Source organism: Bacteroides sp. B1-V-101 (assembly GCF_023656585.1).
Lineage (GTDB): Bacteria > Bacteroidota > Bacteroidia > Bacteroidales > Bacteroidaceae > Bacteroides > Bacteroides thetaiotaomicron.
The window spans coordinates 1-18876 of sequence record NZ_JAMOKH010000066.1 but is presented as its reverse complement, the minus strand read 5'-3'; the positions used below and the strand labels follow the sequence as shown (position 1 = coordinate 18876).

15 protein-coding genes are annotated in these 18876 nt (G+C 36.2%); 1 reads left to right on the top strand and 14 read right to left on the bottom strand.

The annotated features are described in order from the left end of the window. Nucleotides 1–475: 475 nt before the first annotated feature. The 12 genes from NBH01_RS25890 to NBH01_RS25835 form a co-directional block, all read right to left on the bottom strand. Nucleotides 476–1117 (bottom strand): hypothetical protein, encoded by a 642-nt coding sequence (locus NBH01_RS25890; protein WP_022472132.1) that lies wholly within the window; start codon nt 1115–1117, stop codon nt 476–478. 84 nt (nt 1118–1201) lie between these two features. Continuing rightward, on the bottom strand, nt 1202–4081 hold the full coding sequence (locus NBH01_RS25885) for a glutaminase family protein (RefSeq protein ID WP_070750700.1): 2880 nt from the start codon (nt 4079–4081) through the stop codon (nt 1202–1204). 32 nt (nt 4082–4113) lie between these two features. Further along, nucleotides 4114–4389, bottom strand: coding sequence for a hypothetical protein (locus NBH01_RS25880; RefSeq protein ID WP_070750696.1), 276 nt, complete (start codon nt 4387–4389; stop codon nt 4114–4116). Between the two features lie 145 nt (nt 4390–4534). Then, a complete protein-coding gene (locus tag NBH01_RS25875; RefSeq protein WP_103878149.1) occupies nt 4535–5191 on the bottom strand; it encodes a hypothetical protein in 657 nt (218 codons plus the stop codon). A gap of 33 nt (nt 5192–5224) precedes the next feature. Then, nucleotides 5225–6256 carry a DUF1573 domain-containing protein gene (locus NBH01_RS25870; protein WP_081342032.1) on the bottom strand — a complete coding sequence of 344 codons (1032 nt, stop codon included), beginning with the start codon at nt 6254–6256 and terminating at the stop codon, nt 5225–5227. Between the two features lie 66 nt (nt 6257–6322). Beyond that, nucleotides 6323–7924, bottom strand: coding sequence for an O-antigen ligase family protein (locus tag NBH01_RS25865; RefSeq protein ID WP_070750015.1), 1602 nt, complete (start codon nt 7922–7924; stop codon nt 6323–6325). 72 nt (nt 7925–7996) lie between these two features. Continuing rightward, a complete protein-coding gene (locus NBH01_RS25860) occupies nt 7997–8659 on the bottom strand; it encodes a TlpA family protein disulfide reductase (protein WP_070750014.1) in 663 nt (220 codons plus the stop codon). A 60-nt stretch (nt 8660–8719) separates the two neighbouring features. Further along, nucleotides 8720–10270 (bottom strand): O-antigen ligase family protein, encoded by a 1551-nt coding sequence (locus NBH01_RS25855; RefSeq protein WP_225679922.1) that lies wholly within the window; start codon nt 10268–10270, stop codon nt 8720–8722. Nucleotides 10271–10430: 160 nt separating this feature from the next. Continuing rightward, entirely contained in the window at nt 10431–10700 is a 270-nt protein-coding gene (locus NBH01_RS25850) for a DUF1573 domain-containing protein (protein ID WP_229098148.1), read from the bottom strand. Nucleotides 10701–10797: 97 nt separating this feature from the next. After that, nucleotides 10798–11634 carry a DUF4369 domain-containing protein gene (locus NBH01_RS25845; RefSeq protein ID WP_070750011.1) on the bottom strand — a complete coding sequence of 279 codons (837 nt, stop codon included), beginning with the start codon at nt 11632–11634 and terminating at the stop codon, nt 10798–10800. 47 nt (nt 11635–11681) lie between these two features. Further along, on the bottom strand, nt 11682–12377 hold the full coding sequence (locus tag NBH01_RS25840) for a hypothetical protein (protein WP_070750010.1): 696 nt from the start codon (nt 12375–12377) through the stop codon (nt 11682–11684). A 155-nt stretch (nt 12378–12532) separates the two neighbouring features. Continuing rightward, complete coding sequence (locus tag NBH01_RS25835; RefSeq protein WP_225679920.1) at nt 12533–14554, bottom strand: transglutaminase domain-containing protein; 2022 nt, start codon at nt 14552–14554, stop codon at nt 12533–12535. A 473-nt stretch (nt 14555–15027) separates the two neighbouring features. Between NBH01_RS25835 and NBH01_RS25830 the strand changes: the two genes are divergently transcribed. After that, nucleotides 15028–15738 carry a hypothetical protein gene (locus tag NBH01_RS25830; protein ID WP_225679918.1) on the top strand — a complete coding sequence of 237 codons (711 nt, stop codon included), beginning with the start codon at nt 15028–15030 and terminating at the stop codon, nt 15736–15738. Between the two features lie 272 nt (nt 15739–16010). Here the strand turns inward: NBH01_RS25830 and NBH01_RS25825 are convergent, their stop codons facing one another. Further along, on the bottom strand, nt 16011–16823 hold the full coding sequence (locus NBH01_RS25825; protein WP_225679916.1) for a hypothetical protein: 813 nt from the start codon (nt 16821–16823) through the stop codon (nt 16011–16013). Nucleotides 16824–17438: 615 nt separating this feature from the next. Then, on the bottom strand, nt 17439–18428 hold the full coding sequence (locus NBH01_RS25820; protein WP_502801507.1) for a DUF2059 domain-containing protein: 990 nt from the start codon (nt 18426–18428) through the stop codon (nt 17439–17441). Nucleotides 18429–18876: the final 448 nt, after the last annotated feature.

Genomic DNA, 18876 nt, shown 5'->3' with positions numbered 1-18876 from the left:
ACTCCAAAGAACTCTAATAATACTCTAACGAAAAACAAGAATATAAATACAGAATCACTATAGCTTTGTTCGATTTGCTATAGCGATTCTTTTTTATACGGGTACTTTATCGGGGGCTTACATAATAACGGTGGCTAAATCAAAGAAAAACAACCAGTTTCAATGGTCTATTCAATCCATCCCGGATTTACAAAGAGCATAGAGAAAAAAGTTTACCCGATTCATATTATATATCAAATCAGACATTTCCATGCGATCCACTATTGCTCATTTTGTTAAGATACTGTTTCCATATCAAAAAGGCAATTATGCCTAACAGATTAAATAACAAAACCAAAATGACCCATAAATATTTATATGGTTTAGTAAGTTGATGACTTTTCAACACGACCAATATCCCAATCAACAAAATCAGAACATAAACAATTTCAAAAAACATTGGAGGCATAATCATAATTTTTATTCTCAATAATCATTAATATGCAGAAACTGTAACACTTCCCTTTCCCGCACTCTTATCGTATGTCCCTGAAGAATTAATAACATAAGAAAGGTTAAAGCCAACAACCTGAGTTATAGTTGCCTTAATTTTCCCCGTACTATTAAATGATATAGCATTTCCTGATACATAGCCACTCGCATAAGATTGAGAATACGTATAAACTGATAATCCTGTTATATCTGTCATTACTGTTACATTTTTGTTATCTTCGATCAAAGTTACACTAAACCATGTAAGATTCCAAATCCAATCACTGAATGAATAAATTTCACTACGTGTTTTAGCAAGCGGCACACTAGGTTTCTGCTCTTTAGTAGAATAAAACATACAGCCATTTTCTTCTTTATCCTTATACATCTTTAATTCAACAGGGTGTTCTCTAAGTTGTTTTATATCACGAAACAATTCTTCAATTTCTTCTAATGACATCTCATTTTCAGTTTTTTCTGAAGGATTAATCTCAAAGAAATCGACGTTTACATCATATTTTTCAGCTAATGATGCAATCTTTGTTTTAACTTCTTCCTTCTTAACTTCTGAATTAGCATCAAACTCTTCATTTGTACATGCAATTATTACTACCATAGTAACAACTAAATAAAATAAACCTTTCATATTCATAATGTTTTTATTTAAAATAATAAATCAACTATATCATATTGCTCCGAATATACCTTCTAAAAGACATTAAGATTCTAATTATTCCTTTTCCAACAACCTGATAAAATAGGCACCTACTACAGTACGCCCCGTAAATCCTACTATAGTTTTCCCATCCGTATTTATCAAATCAGCCATTGGTGTGCGATCTGTAGTCTCATTCATAAACTTATGAAGCGGCAACATAAGCTTACGGAATTGCATACGGTCAGCACTCAACGAAGCAGTCCATACTGTCCAATCCACTTTCGTATAACTATGTCTGCTATCCAACGGACATCCAAACTCATTCATCTTAGTAAGATAGAAATCCGTCTCTTTCTGAATAACTCTCTCCGGGAAAAGATTCAAGCCAAGCAGCCTGTCCCACACCAGATTATACTTCATCCCCCAACTATCCGGTTGGTCAAAAGCCAGTCGGTAATGGTCACCCGCATAAGCAGCCATTTCCCATTCTTTAGCCATCTCACCGGCAACGTTCATATACTTCTTAGCTTCTTCTTTCTTATTCAGCATTTCTGCCAGACGTGCATATGCTGCAATACCCAGAATACCTTTGGCGGATAAATTAGCATGATGAGGACAGTCTCCTGCAAAATTATCTGTAGTAAGCTGATCACCGGTATCCGTGCCGTTTTCCAATAAATACTCAGCCCATTGAGTCAATGTCTTCCAATGCTTTTCTGCATACGAAGCATTCTTTTCCATTTTAGCAATAGCAGCAGTCATTATCAATCCGTTTCCTGCTTCTTCTACAGGCATATCACCACCTATCGTCTGCCCGTTTACGATAGGATATCCTCCTAAATCATGCGGAGGAAATGGCTTTCCCCATTTCCCGCTTTCACTATAATAAAAGAACGGATTAAGCATCGCTTTTACCAAATCGGGATTGTAGCGAAGATATAGCGGTGAAGCCGGATAATATTCATCCACCGGACCTACCTGCGGAGTAAAATAAAGCAATTCTCCATCCGAATCTTCAGACATCTGGAAAGCGGATACAGACTGACGATAAGCCAAAGCACAGAGTTCAGCATATTCTTTTCCTCCGGCAAGGTAAGCATCCGCCATCAATTGACGGTCAAAAGCATAACATTTTGCCATCACTTCTTTATAATCTTTCTCTGCATCTGCATACAAATCTTCTATGCTTGATTTTCCGTCTTTATTCCAATAAGGTCTTAAGTCCTCGCCGAAATAAGCCATTGTATACAGTCCGTCAAAGGCTGCAGTGAGATGTTGCGGGAAATCGCTGTTCATATCCAGCTTCTGTGCAAATGCAGCATAGCGTTTCTCGGCAGACTTTCTCATTTGTTTCAGATCTCCCTCTTTCATAAAGTATGCCCTCATTTCGGCTGCATCCCCCTGTGCACAGGTCACGTCATCCTTTGTTCCCAGATAGAAATATCCCCATGACCGTCCATCTTTCTCTTTATCCACCCATAATTTCTGATTTTCCTGTCCGGTCTTCATCAGAGCCAGTCCATCCTTTTCATATATTTGTGTAGATTGTCCGGCACGAAATGCCTTGTGCGGGTCTATTTCAAAATAAACAGCAACATCATGTTCTTTGCCATCCAATGCTTTAGCCTGATAAGAGATATAATTGACCGGACGGGCAAGTGTCTCCAGATCGTCCAACAGATAAGGAGCGGTAAAGCTAAGTTTCAGTTCTACATCTCCACATTCGAAGGTATAATGTGTTTGGGTTGCTTGCACATCGACAGACGTTTGTTCAGCTTCCCTCAATTCTGCATATAGTCCGAAGTCAACCAATGCACCTCCCATACGATTCTCACAATGAGCGGCAATCACGGCTTTCCCATCTTTCATAGTTTCTGCAATAGAATCCGGGATATTTACTCTGAGATCACTTTTCCACTCATATCCCGTGCTGACCAGTTGCATTCCATTCACATACAATTGAAATACATCATCATGGGAATAGCGTAAATACAGTTGCTTGTTTTTCGCCAATGCCGGGTCGAATGTCAGTTCGCGCCTCACCCATATATTAGGTGAGAACCAGGGAGTATGCACATTTCGCTGATCATCCGTGCCGAAGGCCGCCTGTCCTTCTGTCCATGTTGTATCGTCAAACTCTTTGGCTTCCCAATTTTCCTGAGGTTGCTCCATAGTATATCTTCCCGTCCACTCTTTTTCATAAGAGATGGGGGCTACCTTTTCCACCGGCATAGTCGGTTCCTCGGCAAAGAGTCCGAAGTCTACCAATCCTCCTCCCACACGATTCTCACAATGAGCGGCAATCAACGCTTTTCCACTTTTCATTGTTTGCAGAATTGAGTCCGGGACTTCCACTTTAAAGTTTGCTCCCCAGTCATATCCGGTATTCACCAATTGCTTCCCATTGATGTACAATTGAAATACATCGTCATGAGAATAGCGCAAATAAATCTTTTTATGCTCCAGAAGATACGGATCAACTTCAACCTCTCTTCGTACCCAAATATTAGAAGAAGTCCATTGTGTTCTTGCTTCCCACATGCCAGGCGTGCCAAATGCCCCTTCTGACAATTGCCAGTACTTGTCATCAAAATCCGGTTGCTCCCATCCTTCATCAGGAACTAATGAAGTGAACTTTCCTTCCCACTTTTCATGGTCAAGCGCCATCGGAGCGATAGCTTGCATCGGCAGTTCTTTACTACCCATAAAACGATACATAGCACCGTCTACCCGTAAGAAGCCAACAAAAGGAAGTTGTGTGCTGCCGCCAAAAGTCATATTCTGTTTGTTCAGTTCATCCGTCATAGACCAAAGTTTCACATGCGGATGCAAAGTTAATAACGGATAAGCAGGCGCACGAAGGTCACTTTTAGTAGTTTCATCAGAGTAAGGAGTACTTTTGCAAGCTGCCAATAGTACAACAAAAAAACAACTAATAAGATATTTTGTCATATCTATAATACATTTATCCATTATCCTATAAATCATTGCAAGCCACACAATACCAATAATATGATACAGGCAATTCTTTCTGCCATTCTAATATAAGAAATAGTAGTAGGTTTCACTTTTCTTATAAATACTTTATTTATAAATGAAACGATATCTAAAATTGCACATATCCCCATAAGAATAAGGATCCCTAACCTCGTCCAATAAAGGTGAGTGAATACATTTTCACCGTTAAATAAACACAATCCTAGATAAACAATACCAATTAAATAAGCCAAATCAAAACAAATATCACTTTTAGACTTCATATATAATTCTTTTATTTACAACAAACTTGTACTTCAATGTTATTAAAGCCCCATTGGCAGAGCTAAATTAGTGAATATTAAAATCTACCAATAGGGCCTTTACTATTTCTAATCTATTGCAAAACCGAAGGCTACTAACGGGTTATTAAAAAGAAAAGTCTAGCCATCCCATACAATGAGCAAAATCCCCTAATGCGATAGCTACTGCTATTGGGCCTACCACCTTTTTTAAAGCTTCTTTACATAACCCATATGCTATTGCTTTCGTTACACACTTTCCTAAAAATGCGTCCATAACGGTCGTTACACCTGTAGCCTGCAATATGCAATCTAATACCTTATACGGATCGAAGCAACTTTCAGACTCGGTTCTAGTTTTTACAGCAGAAATAGAATTTGCATTAGATTCAAGCATTCCTAAAAAAACTATTCCAGACAAAATAAATGCAGGATCATCTGTTCCTTCAAATTCTTCCCAATCCTTATCAGTAAATCCATGGGATTTTAGCATATTAACAATCGGAGTTGATAAAGCAGCCAATTCTTGTTTGATTTGCTCCTCGTTGATATTACTCTCAGAGCCTCTAGTCGTAGGTGATTCTGTAAGAGTCATAATTTTGGGAAGCACATCAACAAGTTGTTCTTTTAAAGCTACTTCTGAATTAACCACTTCTTCTGAATTAGATTCAAATTCAGACATTCCATCCATTTGCATTTTTTCCGGAAAGACATCCTCACTTCCACACGAATTGAAAATAATACAGGCAAATAATGCCCCAATAATAACAAAAAAAGTTTTCATAACTACAATTGATTAAAATGTTAAACATAAAAATTATAATGATACTTTCTTTTCTTCATTTACTTCTCCACAGATTTTAAGAACTAATCTTTTTTTTGACGAATTTGTATTAACCCAAATATTTTTATTAAAATATCCAATAGACAAACCTTTAAAAACTACATTTATGGAATCTTTTTCTCCGGGTAATATTGGAGCATGTGGCCAACTTACCACCATACAACCACATGTTGCTTCCACGTTATAAATAACAGATGGTGCATTGGAGATATTAGAGAAATAAAATATATGTTCAATTGATTCATTTAAATTAATCTTCCCCAAATTAGCAACTTCATTTTCAAATTTAATATTAGACTTTGCACAAGAATCCACATTAAATCTTCTCAACATTAATTCTTTCATTGGTAAATCGTACAATTTTCTTTCCCATATATTCAAGCTATCAAGCCAAGCATAATTGGTTTCACCAAAACTATCCATTTTACATAACAAATATTGATTATAGAAATATGGAAGTACCTTTATAGAGCTGTATAAAGAATCCGTATATTCTTTATCAGAGATCAAATGTTTTGTATGTAGATACTGTACCATAAATATCTGATTAATGGTAGAACTAATTAACTGTTCGTCACCATCTAATAAAGATATATCTTTTATACAATCTTTTAATGGATGATTCTTATAGTTACAAATTCTATCTAATATAGAATCATTCGATAATGAATATGGCACAATAGATACTATATTTCTATTATCCATTATAATAAAGTAATTGGTAGCAAAAGAGTATAATAGTTGATTAAAATATTGATATTCTGAAACATTTATCTCCAAAAAGCGAAACTGTTTCAGTATATCTCTTGCCTCTTTATTATCAAGCATTTCTTTTACTCTTCTATACCTAAATGAAGAAGTGTCAGAAAGAAACAATAAAGTCGGCATTTCTTGACTAATAGTCCTATCTAATAATTGAGTTAATGACAATTCTGCATTCTTACTACAACCTAGAAAGAAGCAAATTATCACCACAAAAACCAACATCTTAAAATAATTACTCATAATCTATTAACGTTATAAATGTAGCCTACTATCAGCACTTCATTAATCCGCCTCATTATTGACCAATTAAGGATCTACCGTATATTCACCACGTTTAATATGTACTATTGCATTCTTTACATTTTTCTTCATCATCAAAATAGAAGATGTCTTAATTTTCATTGGTTTATTGATAATCAGATCTGCCACATCAAGCACTTTTTCTATTTTATTGTTGCTTTTATATAGATAGAACAATTTATAAAGAGGAAGAAAGCGCGAAGGGCACATCATAGATGCACTATTATAATATTTTTCTGCCATATCAAAGTTATTAAGCTGCTGATAACTTTCTCCAATTAGCAATTCTAAATCATAATCTGCCCAATACTTACGACATTGTAAAGCGATCTCCAAACTCTTATTATATTGTTTTTTTTCTAATAGGACAGCTGCATAGTTGTAAAGGAAATAAGGATCATCTACAAGTACTTTCTCCAATTCTTCATATACGGGAAGTGCTTCATTATAAGAATCGGAGAACGTTAGTTTGGAGATTCGTCCCCACTCTAATTCTGCTTGTGTACGTTCAACCAATTTATAAATGCCAATCATTGAGCAAACTATAGCAAAAGCACATGCAATATTTTTCCTCCAAGACACCGTAAAAAAGACTTCTATAGGTTCCCTAATAATTATCAAGACGGATAAAAATGTTATAATCCACGTAAAAGGATAAGTAAATGGATAAGAGAATAGCGAAAATATTCCTATTGAAATTAATGTATAAAGTGCTATTTTCTTTTCAATAGTGGAGTTTAGTTTATAACAATAAATCAGTAGAAAAATAAATGCACACAATATCAACAAACCGATAATCCCGAAATTTAAGAGTATTCCCATATACTCATTGAAAGGATGCTTCACATTATCGGCTAGCATAGCATAACGGTTCTGTTGCCCGTATATTCTAAAATATTCAGCTTGATAATCCATATAATGAGCTTCAAAACTACCTAATCCATGTCCCATCCAAGGAGAATCTTTTACCATATTTATGCAAGATTGCCAAATAAGCAATCTACCGTCGGCTGAGTCCTTTTTCATCCAATAACAACCTAAGATTAAAGCGACTAAGCCAGCTAATAAAAAGAATCTCAACATACGTTTATGATCAAGCCTCTGATATAGGAATATAGTGCTAATCGTTGCCAAACTAATGATACCAGCTCTTGAATACGACAAAATAATTGCAACTATTATAATAATCCCCATTATCCATCCTATAAGATGAATATATCTTTTATTATCTTTCAACAAGAGAAAAGCGATAAAAGGTAACCCTATACATAAACACGCAGAAAAACCAGCCGGATTATCAAAACTACCAGTAATTTTATAGATTGAAGGAGAATAACATACGGTAAAATACTGTAGTAGTCCCAACACAGCTTGCAAGAAACAAATTGCAATAAGAACTATTCCTACCAAAAACATATTTACCTTTATTGAATTAGTAAACCATATCGCAATAGTACAGTACAATACAAATCCTCCAAATACAAACAAAGTAATTAACCACTTCGGTACAATATATGAATCAGTAAAAGAATGAGACTGCATAAACAATGCACTCACGCATAAAATACTAAATATTAATAGTCCTATATAGTCTCTCAGCCTTGCCATAAAAGTATATATGTAACATATTCGAAATCACATAAAATACGTGCAAACACAACACGCATTAACGTCGAATATTTATTCCTCGCCAGATAATTGCTCTAATGTTCTTAATAATTTACGAGTGTTTCCTCCAACATTTACCGCTTTTACTATCATATTTTTATCAACTATAATATTAGAAGGATACATATAAATCTTTAGTATATCAGTAAACTCCCATTTATAATTAGGAACAATTCTTATATCCTCCCACTCTAAATTCAGTTTTTTCATCAACTTCTGTACTTCTTCAGGAGAGTCAGGAGTTAACCCGACAAACTGAACATTCGGATAATCTTCAGCAAGTATATTGAGAACAATAAGTTCCCGAATGCAAATACTACAATGCCTGTTCCAAAAACATATAACTGTATACTCGGATTCATCAAAGTCAACCGACTTTCCGCTAATATCACTTAAATCAACTTTAGGAAGAGTTTCACCTATCAAAGTTTCAAGTTTAGGGTGTTTATAAACTAGATGGATTTCTGGTATTTCATCTGTTCCTTTAATAGAAATGACATATTTATGAGTTTCTAGAGAATCCCTATGAGCCTGGTCTGTGATAGGATTCCCTTCAGCATCAAAGTATAAGAAGGTTTTACCTTCGATACGAACACTATTATCGCCATAAGTTACTTTTTGAGCAAAACAAATTACAGGAAGAAATAAAAATAAAATAAAAATCTTTTTTTTCATATCATGTTTTTTTAAAGAAATATGGAGTTAAACTAAATTCTAATTTTGAACCAAAGTGAGCTATTTCATATTTTTACTATTAATAAATGGATTTTTATGCAAATGAGTTTTTGCCTCTTCCTGTATGATAGCAACGGTGTAAGATGGCACCTTTACTGGTTTATCAAGAATCTCTAAGGCAATTTGCTCTGCACAAAGAAGATCGCCCCACTTTACATACAGTCTTAACAAACCTTGTAACGGAAGAAACCGACTAGGACACATAGCCAATGCCTTTTGATATCGAGATTCAGCCTCTGCCCAACATTCCAAGTGATAATAGTTGTCTGCCAATTGCATTTGCAAGTTGTATGTATTGCTATACGATTCACAACGCAAAAATATGTCGACACTTTTTTCATACAACTCATTTCTATTCAATTCCGCTCCATAATTATATAAGAAATATGGATTGCCATTCCAAGTGCTGTCCAGTTGAGCATAGATGGATAATTCTTTATCTAACAATCCCACATCTTCTTCCAATGCAGGAGCTACTTGTTTCCATTTGCGCTCAAACACCATTGTTCGAATAGCAAAGACGCACACTACACATAAAGCACCAGAAAAGAGAAGAAAGAATAATATAGAAGGGATATCTACTTTTCGCAACACAAGCATATTTTTAGCCAACGACGACAAACAATATATGGACATAAACCAAACGAAAGCATATTTGAATGGATAGGAAAAACAGGAAAAAAGAGCGATAGCAACAAGAGCCAATAATTCAGGAGAATCGAAGCGCATTTTGCACCGAAAGATGGTGAATAACAAAAATAGCAATAAAACGACTCCTAGAATTCCCATTTCTATCAGTACCAACAGATATTCATTGAATGGATGGTTTGTATCTCCTGCCAGCTGCAATTCTGCATCACTGGCCTGAGAGGAAGAAAGATAGTTAGCTTGTGCCGACATATAATCCGCTTTAAAAGAATCTACTCCATTCCCCCAAAGAATATGTTCACTACACAATTTGGCCGATACTTTCCAAATCAACATACGTCCCGATGCGGAGGCGGGTTTTATATAAATCAAACCGATGAATAAGCCTGCCAGAATCAATGTTCCACCACCAATAAACAAGATTCTCCACCTGATAATCATTTCTTTATGACGAGCCATATAAAAAAGAAACGTTACAATGAACAATGAAAGTATGCCTGCTCTAGAACCTGATAAAACAGCCACTATACCCAAAAAGACACAAGCAAACAACTTTATTTTTCTTCTTTGTCCAAGAGCTGACTGATGCAAGAGAAATGGATAACAAAGAGATATGCTCACGGCAAATCCAGCAGGATTATCAAAAGCACCGAGAATAGAAAAATAAGATTGAGTTTCCATATATCCTGTGTATTGTAACAGCCCATACAGCGCTTGAAATACTCCAACAACAGAAATAATAAGACTAAATACCTCTGTGGAAGCCTCTCTATTGCGAAGCAACACAAAAAGAATCCATGCAGTCCCAATGTATACACACTGAATATATTGAGGAGTAAAAAGACTACGAACAAAAAGGCATCCCATAAAAGCTGTGAGAGATACGGACAAAAGATCTATCATAAGATGAGTTTTTAACTTCCTATTCGTCAGATAAACTCCTCCCCATAGCACTACACCAAAAATAAATCCCATGTTCTTAGGCAATATATACCTATCCATAAACCAATCTGCCGATAAGAATAGGGTGGTAATAACTAAAAAAGCAAAAGGCACGGTACCGTCACCGAATAGTTGCCTTGATTTGCAAAAAATAGAAGAGAGAGTCCGTATTCGCATTGATTATGATTAATTCTTCTTTTGGTCCTGTCCCCTTCCCTTTCGGGTTAAAAGAAAAGTGAAGTGCACAAGATTCCTTAGGATTCAATTCATACTTGTCTATCGAAGCGTATGTACACCCACATCCAGTTTCTATCTCACCAATATCAAGTTTGGCATCGCCCACATTCGTCAATATAATGCTGTCGCAGTAAATACTATCCGGGCTAATCATTCCAAAATCGTATACATAGGAAGACAGAGACACCTCCGCCTTCCTATCTTGTTTGCATGATAGGCACACTATTGGAATGATAATAAAACCTATAATTTTATTCATTTTTCGTTGTTATTGATGAGCTATTTGACATAGTTTCAATGAAACGAGGTTCATTAGCATTCAAGCTATCTCTCAGAATTTTGGCCTTTTCTCGATATTCCTTCAACTTAATTCTGTATTCTCTCCAAGCCAAAAGAATGTCTCGATCTGCCTTAGGCATTAAATCTACAATATGCAATAATTGTGATAAATTAGACTCTCTTGCCGCCGAATCAGTAGTAGGATCTATATACAAAGCCAGCCAGTATCGAACAACATCCGGATATTGGGCATATTTTTCTAGAAATCTAAGTCTGCCTTCTTCAGTGTGTTTGTACGCATCTTGGAAAGATACGTGTTTATCATCTCTCGTATAAGTACCACTTTTTTTTATTTCACCTCGTCCTGTTTTCAAAGAACGCCTTCCGCCTATTTGTTTTCCACGTTCGATTATATACGTGTTATAATCATCATTTATAGGGGTGCCTAATACATCCCCTTCATTCTCCCAGTCAGTAATGCGAATCCGAACATTCCCTGGTTCTATGATGAAAGTCGTACTATATTTAAGATGCCTCCCCTTACTACAATAAATTGATGCTAAAAAAGGCTTTCGATCAATCGTACCTTCATAATGGAACACTTTATCAACCACTAATATACTGTCAATGAATGCTTCCTTCAAACGTTCAGATTCACCCTGAAGAGCTGATCGGTCATATAGCAAAACATATTCATTATCTAAAGAATGATCTGGAAATTCACCCCTGATTGTGTACCTTTCTTGCCCATAAAATAACTGAGCAATACAAACAAATACAGCAATTAGCAATACACTTTTATATTTCATTTTAAATATATTCTTTTTTAACCTTTTGTAATCTTGTATCGATACAATTATCCACCATGAGAGAACTTACAGCTATCTTTACACGTTATAAATACAAAGTAACAAAAATCCAAACTGTAGTTAAGGTTATTAATACAAGCATCATATTGAGGTCCACTTTGATATAATTTTTCATCTGCAGGTACACTTTCAAGACAATAATTGAGCTCTGCATAACATTCATTTACTTCTCGTTCCATGTTCTGAGTACACTTTTTATTACATTCCTCAAGTGCTTCAGGATCTTTAGCGCGTGTACTAATTACAACTTGCTGCATTTGGCGTCTTTGCCAAGCCCTTAATAGTTCTAATTGAGAAACATTGACCCCTTCGTAGACCTTTCGTGCCATAACCAAAATTCGATTACGTTCAATTTGCTCGTCATATCCCAACAGACTATTTAGTTGCTCCCGCGCATCCATACGAGTTTCCGGATTTAACAATTGCTCCATGAGTTGTTGATACATCTCTTTTTCTTCCCGGGATAACTTTTCGATTGCATTTTGCCTCCGCCTAATATCCTTTCTAATTTCTTTTTCTAGATTCTGATAGGCTTCCGAAGCAATAAAGAGGTCAGCTGGGGTCACATCTACTGCCGCCTCTTGATAGTAACCGTCATCATCATTCATCTGACAACTACACACAGACATGCCAATTAAAAAGGCTGAGATAGCCATAGTAAAGAATAATTTCCACTTTTTCATAATAATCTAATTATATTTAATCAATCTTTCATTCCAGCATTTTCTCAAAGATAGCAACAGATGTATTTTTCTTAATTTTCTCTGAGATATAATTTAAAATATTTAAAACATGTCATAGCATAATCTGCAAATCCCTAAATCTCACAAAAAACTACTTATTTCCATCTCTGTTTTCCATCCTCATAAACAAATATTCGCTCTTGTCTTCCCCGAGAATAATTTTTCAATAAGAACATAACATTAGCAGGTACTTTTCTATAGACTAGTGAATCCGAACCAGATAACTGTATACCTAAAGAGAACCATCCTGTTTTATTTACACAGTAAAACAGTTCGTATTCATCACCCGAACGAATATAATTATCATAACTCCGAGGTGTATAAACAATTCTTCCTATCTGCTTAGGAGTACCAAGATCAAGTCCTGACCAACCACCGGAAGGTTCGATATAATCAAAAGAAGTTGTAACATCTCCATCAAATACATTTGTATATTCATGCGAACCATCTTTTTGAAAACATCCGGGAGTACCTATTACTTTACCCTTTAAAAGGGTTGTATCATTAGGAGTATAAAAAGCCGCCTCCGCAATATTACAGTGTGAATCTTTTGGACCTACATATCTAACATAGCGATACGGCTTTGAAGAATACGATTGAACAACAGTTTGTAATCTTTTCGGTTTCTCGTTTATCAAGTACAAGACTTCTTTTTCACGAAAATCAGGTTCATTGCTTCCTTCAAATGTTCCGCCTATCATACGATTCAAAAACATCTCATCTGCCCGCAAAGTATATTTTGCGAACAAAGTAACATCCTGTACACTATCCGAAGGAGTGAAGAAATGAAACTCATTGGAAACATTGATTTCAAAAGGATCGGTCCAAAAACGAAGTCGTCCTCGTTCGTAAGTAGCAACCCGCATGACGGGTCCTTTTTGTATATCCGTAAAGACAATGTTTTTACCATCGAACTCTGTCCATGCAACAGGCTCCCAATCCATTCGTTTGCTGGCGCATAGATAAGCTATTCGTGAACGTGGTTTACCTTTATAAAGAGCAGTCTCCGGTATTTGAAGTTCTTTCTTAAAATCTTTTGTATAAGGGAAAGTTATATCAACAATATGAGGATCTTTGAAAAGAGGAACAATAGCCGTATCCAATTTCAACATTTCCTCCTGCATGGAACGATTCAGACTAAAGGTATTGCGATAAACCTTTATCTTGGGCATTCCACACATTGCGTCTTTCCGTACTTCACTCACACCGTTAGGAAATTCATGATAATAAAGTATGCCATACTTATCTGAAAATGCTACCCATTGATGACTGTCATTCTCATCCCCCCGAATCGGCATAAAATCTATGGCACACGGAATGCCCAACGCACGGCAGACATAAATAACAAAATCCGTAAGTTCACGACAACTACCGGCTCTCTGTTGTACAACTTCCGGTCCTACATGGGGAAGGTTGGCAGGAACGGCAGTAGTAAATACCGCTCCTCCTTTACGAATTGAATCGAGCAAACAACGGGCTGCCACAATCGGGTCTTCTTTATCAAGTACTCCGGATGCACGTAAAGAATCGAGCAAGGGATTATACTTCTGATAAATAGATTCACGCCAGCTAGTCAAGGTCTCGTCACCAATACGATAAGGAAGAAGATATTCACAAAAATCTGCAAACGAAACATGTTTCCCCCATGGTTGTTCCTGCCACACCTTAAATGACCATTCAATATTATTACATAAATAAGCAGAATCAACAGTTTCAATATCTCTATAGGATTGCAAAGAATCTAAATACAATGCCCCATACATGTGACAAACAGAGTCAGCCACTACTTGGGGAGAAATCCCCAATCCACGTGTTTCCTGTAGCAAAGTATAGTAAGTAAGATATCGGTCCAACTGCTTGCCCTTATAATAGGTGTAATAAGGCATGTTCTCTATCAAAAAACAAGCGGCCTTATATTTCAAACTATCTGCCGGATCAGTTTTATAATGAGATAAGACCTTTTCCAATTCCACACGGTTCTCTCCTGCCTGCTGAAGAGCGGTTTCAAGGAATGAAACCATTGGAGTGCATTTTTCTTTTTCAGCACATGAAAAGAAAAAGAGACTACCAATTGCCACGAGCAAAAAGACAGATACCAACTTTGTGAATATTTTCATAATTATCAGAAAAATAGAGATAAATGATTTCGTGTTATTTTTCTGCAAATTTACAGATTCTTTTGCCATAGCACAAGGAGGCGTTACACCCCTATAGCATGAAGAATGCGCCACAGGAGGGTTACAGCAAGGATATTTTCTAATTCTCCCCTCACATTGTAACATCTCAAATCCGTCTGATTGGCACATTTGACCGGGAATTATCCTTTATGAACGAAAATTGTCCTTATATGCCCGGAAATTATCCGGCAGATATTCATTCTCGTCCATCAGTGTTACATCTATAAAGCTATTATACCTGTGTAGAAGTACTTCTAGCAGCTATTGGTTCTCTTATTTTCCTTCATTTTGTAACATAGATAAGACTGTTAGAACTCTCGCGAATCAAATATTATCCTTTTTTTGAATAAATATTATCCTCAGAATAAGTCTATTTTTCGTTACTTTGCATACACATTTAAATAAAACAGAATATGATCACAAAAAAGAAAAAATACACCTTGTATTATGTAATGGCATTAGCCTGCGGACTGGTAGCTTCCTTTTTTATTTATAGTTGTAGCGCAGACGGATATTACTCTGACGAAATAGAAAAAAACGAGGTAACTAATACACGTGCACTTTCATCAAGAATGATAAATAATGGAAGCACTCTTATTGATTCCATCGCCAGTTCAGATGAGTTTTGGGAATTCGAAATGAGCTCCGAGCTTTTAGCTGATAAGTTTCATGAGTACACTTCAACTTTAAGTGAAGAAGAATATGACAAACTTATGGAAAATCTGAATGATGATGACTACGTGGAAGACTTCATGAGGAAAGCCAATCTAGAAAATGAACTACAGCAACTGGCAAAAGCTAAAGAAAACCTGATTCAACATACAGGATTTCTAAGATTAAGCGCAGATGAACGGACACAACTCTTTATACTATATGCAGAAAGCAACGAACTTACAAAAGTAAAACCCCTGAAAACACGCGAAGAAGGAGGAAGTACTAGTAGCTGTGAAGAACAAAAACAAGCAGCATATAGGCAGGCAAAAGCTGATTATGATGCTGCTGTCACCAACTGTAAGAAAGGTTCAGTTCTATCTGGTTGCTTAACACAGGCAGCTGCAAGATATGATAGAAACAAAAGGATTGCGGACAGAGGGTATGAAAATTGTATAAAAAATAAAGTGTGAAAATAATCCGATATATAATTCTGTACAACTTAATGTGGTGCATCAGTATAGCGATGTGCTACTTAGATCGTTTTATTAGTAACATAAATTATTCGCTTCAGGACTTTCTTATTACTTTCTTTGAACTTCTAGCATGGATTGTGCTTATAATCGGAGCCATCGACACATTCCCGCAAGACAAATATTCGAATAAACGCGTATGGTTCTACTACGCCATTATGGGGGGATTTATAGCAGCAATTCACTCTTTCATCGGATTAATAAATATATAACTAATGCAACTCCCTCAAGAAAGTTTCCATATCCTCATCTTCAATACCTAAACGCCCTCGTACACGAGATCTCAGAGCACGGTAGTTACCATCATTAATACCGAAAATAGACATCATATCTTCTTTAGTTTTACCCATCCTAATAAGTACACAATACACAATATATCGTGGAATCATGCCAATTTGCTTTTCTTTCAACCAAACAAAAAAGTCAGGATCAATCGCACGACATCCTTCTATTAACGTAAGATACTCACAGGCAGTCAATTGATATATAGATTGATTTTCTAAAAGTCTGCGTACAAATACAATACCTTCCAGCACAGGTGGAGGAGAAGACAGCAGTTCTTGAAGCCGTTTCTCTTGAAGAATTGTTTTTTGCCGTTCAATTTCCAATGAACGATAGAATGAGATAGACAACTTAACTATCCCTGCTATTGCCAAACCGACAATGACCAGCACAGGTAAAGTATAAGCAGATAGTACAGGAGCCAACTCAACGTGAATCTCCTTAGGCATAATAACATAAATCTGATCTCCAACAATCAACAAAAAGGCAGCAATGCATTGCCAATCAGTTATCTCGGAGGGTAATCCAGATGTTCCTTTCTCACGGAGTGTCCATAGGAGTGCGCCCACAAAGAGAATCAACCACGCAAAAAGATAAAAAGATGACGAGAATGCATCAACATACATTCCTGGGAAAAACATCTGAAACAGATAAGCAGCCAACAATACAAGGCAACAGAGCAAACCACCTGCCAACCTACTCTTTATAAAGTCAGCGAATTGTATTGTTACTCTTTTATTCATCGTATCTTATTTTAAACACTGCAAAGATAAAACATTCCCATTATACAAATCCATTAACAGGCTATTTTATTTGAGCATGAATATGAATAAAACAATGATTTTCCTATGTCGGAAACAACCAATATAGAAGAGTTAGAAAAATAATGTATACCAATATTCTTATCTCTTTGTATATTTTATTATGACGGAGAGGATAATCTAATATCACCAAAACAATGAACCAAATAGCTATCATTTTCGTCGGAAGCTGTTTATTCAAAGGATCACCAAAAAGTAAAAAGAAGCCTGCCAACACCAATATAATATTGATTATCAAAACAACTGCATATCTCATATTATTATACATTTAAGGAAATACAAAATAGAATACACAGAGAAGCACTGTGGCTATAATGTTCCTTATCACCCCATAAATTTTATTATGACGAAAAAGGAAGTCAAGCAGCAACGTTACAAGATACCAAGCTATTACGACTTGCGTCAAATCATATTGCCGTTCCAAAGGGTCCATGAATACTATACATATATCAATAGACATCAACACAATGGTTATGATCCAAACCATTGTGTTTTTTATAGTTATATTCATTTTCAATGATAGATAAATCTGTCCAATCAATAATAGACTTTCTTGTTTTCTCTGGAAAGTACCAAATAATCGTCCACTTTTACATCAAAATAAGACTTAGCTTTACCGTCGTCATTGGAAGGCAACTCCTCTTTATCAGTCAGCGCCTCTATTATATCGATTTCCTTCACGTTCTTTTTCAATTTGGGGAACAACAGGCTGACATATATGTATTTACGATTGCAACCTTTAATAATCATCAACTTATCCATAGGTGCGCCACCATCGTATCCTCTCACCATGTATTCATCACCGGTTCTCTTATCTACTATTTTAAATCCCGGGCTATAGTACAGCCATTGCCAGTCGAAATAGATGGGTTGCAGGAACGTAACTTTAGTATCATCTTTCCTTCTTTCAATAGAATGCAATAAAGGCATTGTACCCATGCCATGCTCATAGGTTCTATCGACAACGATCTCTATGCTATCTTTAGGAGCTGTATAAGCCGCATCAAATAACTTTTGATCGCGTGCTTTAGCCTGTTCGGCAGCATCATCCCTTACCAGTTCTCTTGATTTCTGAAGCTTCGGCAGCATTTCCTGCACCATTTCCATTGACAGTTGTTGTATCATCGGCATTGATTCAGTTGCAACGGCAGTTGCAGTCTCCCCAAGTTTTCTACCCGCAGGAGATTCATAAAAAGCAACCACTTTTTTCAGTTCATCTAATGTCATGTGTTGCTGGTAAATAGGAGCATATACTTCCATGACTTTATCTTCAATCTTCCGTGTCCATTTTGAAGCAAAATCTTTCCAATAAGCCTCATCTTGTTGGAAAGGCCCATTTTTCATACTCGACATCAATTGAGACATTATAGCTTCAGAGGATGCCGAACTGCTGGAAAGCGTCATGATCTTTTTTAGTAAAGTTTTGTACTCGTCGGTCTGGTCTGAATTCTGAGCCGAAGCCGGTAAAATAGAAGTAAGCGATGTGGCTACGCAGATCACCATTAAGAAAAGGATTTTTTTCATCATATAATAGTTTTGTTGATGAAGTCAAGTTAACTTCATTGTGTTATACATTCTTACAAATATACTCTAATTATTATTAGAATACAAACAAATAACGGACATAATTATAAACTGCGGCAATTATTGTCTGATTTACCGTTTCTCTTCGTCCAAGCAACCCTATAATCGCTTGATTTTCACTTATTGTTATCAGTTTTTCGTAGGGACATCTTCATCGTTCCACCCGGGTAGAACGAACTGTCTACGTCTGTGACACGATCGGTTTACCCAGGTGCAATGATCAGTTCACCCGGGTGGAACGATGAAGATGTCGGTAAGATAATATAAGAATGTGTACTTCCCTAATAATGGTTGACTTGTTTATCTCTAATAGCTGCTATGTGTTGACTAGAAATATTACTAACCCTGGCAGCTGTTTACTTTATTATTTATTATTCCTGCCTCCGGTTTA

Coding starts and splice junctions, on each gene's coding strand:
- NBH01_RS25840 (WP_070750010.1), bottom strand. CDS start 12,377: ATGAAAAAGTGGAAATTATTCTTTACTATGGCTATCTCAGCCTTTTTA.
- NBH01_RS25885 (WP_070750700.1), bottom strand. CDS start 4,081: ATGACAAAATATCTTATTAGTTGTTTTTTTGTTGTACTATTGGCAGCT.
- NBH01_RS25890 (WP_022472132.1), bottom strand. CDS start 1,117: ATGAAAGGTTTATTTTATTTAGTTGTTACTATGGTAGTAATAATTGCA.
- NBH01_RS25870 (WP_081342032.1), bottom strand. CDS start 6,256: ATGAGTAATTATTTTAAGATGTTGGTTTTTGTGGTGATAATTTGCTTC.
- NBH01_RS25865 (WP_070750015.1), bottom strand. CDS start 7,924: ATGGCAAGGCTGAGAGACTATATAGGACTATTAATATTTAGTATTTTA.
- NBH01_RS25860 (WP_070750014.1), bottom strand. CDS start 8,659: ATGAAAAAAAAGATTTTTATTTTATTTTTATTTCTTCCTGTAATTTGT.
- NBH01_RS25820 (WP_502801507.1), bottom strand. CDS start 18,428: ATGATGAAAAAAATCCTTTTCTTAATGGTGATCTGCGTAGCCACATCG.
- NBH01_RS25825 (WP_225679916.1), bottom strand. CDS start 16,823: ATGAATAAAAGAGTAACAATACAATTCGCTGACTTTATAAAGAGTAGG.
- NBH01_RS25835 (WP_225679920.1), bottom strand. CDS start 14,554: ATGAAAATATTCACAAAGTTGGTATCTGTCTTTTTGCTCGTGGCAATT.
- NBH01_RS25880 (WP_070750696.1), bottom strand. CDS start 4,389: ATGAAGTCTAAAAGTGATATTTGTTTTGATTTGGCTTATTTAATTGGT.
- NBH01_RS25845 (WP_070750011.1), bottom strand. CDS start 11,634: ATGAAATATAAAAGTGTATTGCTAATTGCTGTATTTGTTTGTATTGCT.
- NBH01_RS25875 (WP_103878149.1), bottom strand. CDS start 5,191: ATGAAAACTTTTTTTGTTATTATTGGGGCATTATTTGCCTGTATTATT.
- NBH01_RS25830 (WP_225679918.1), top strand. CDS start 15,028: ATGATCACAAAAAAGAAAAAATACACCTTGTATTATGTAATGGCATTA.
- NBH01_RS25850 (WP_229098148.1), bottom strand. CDS start 10,700: ATGATTAGCCCGGATAGTATTTACTGCGACAGCATTATATTGACGAAT.
- NBH01_RS25855 (WP_225679922.1), bottom strand. CDS start 10,270: ATGATAGATCTTTTGTCCGTATCTCTCACAGCTTTTATGGGATGCCTT.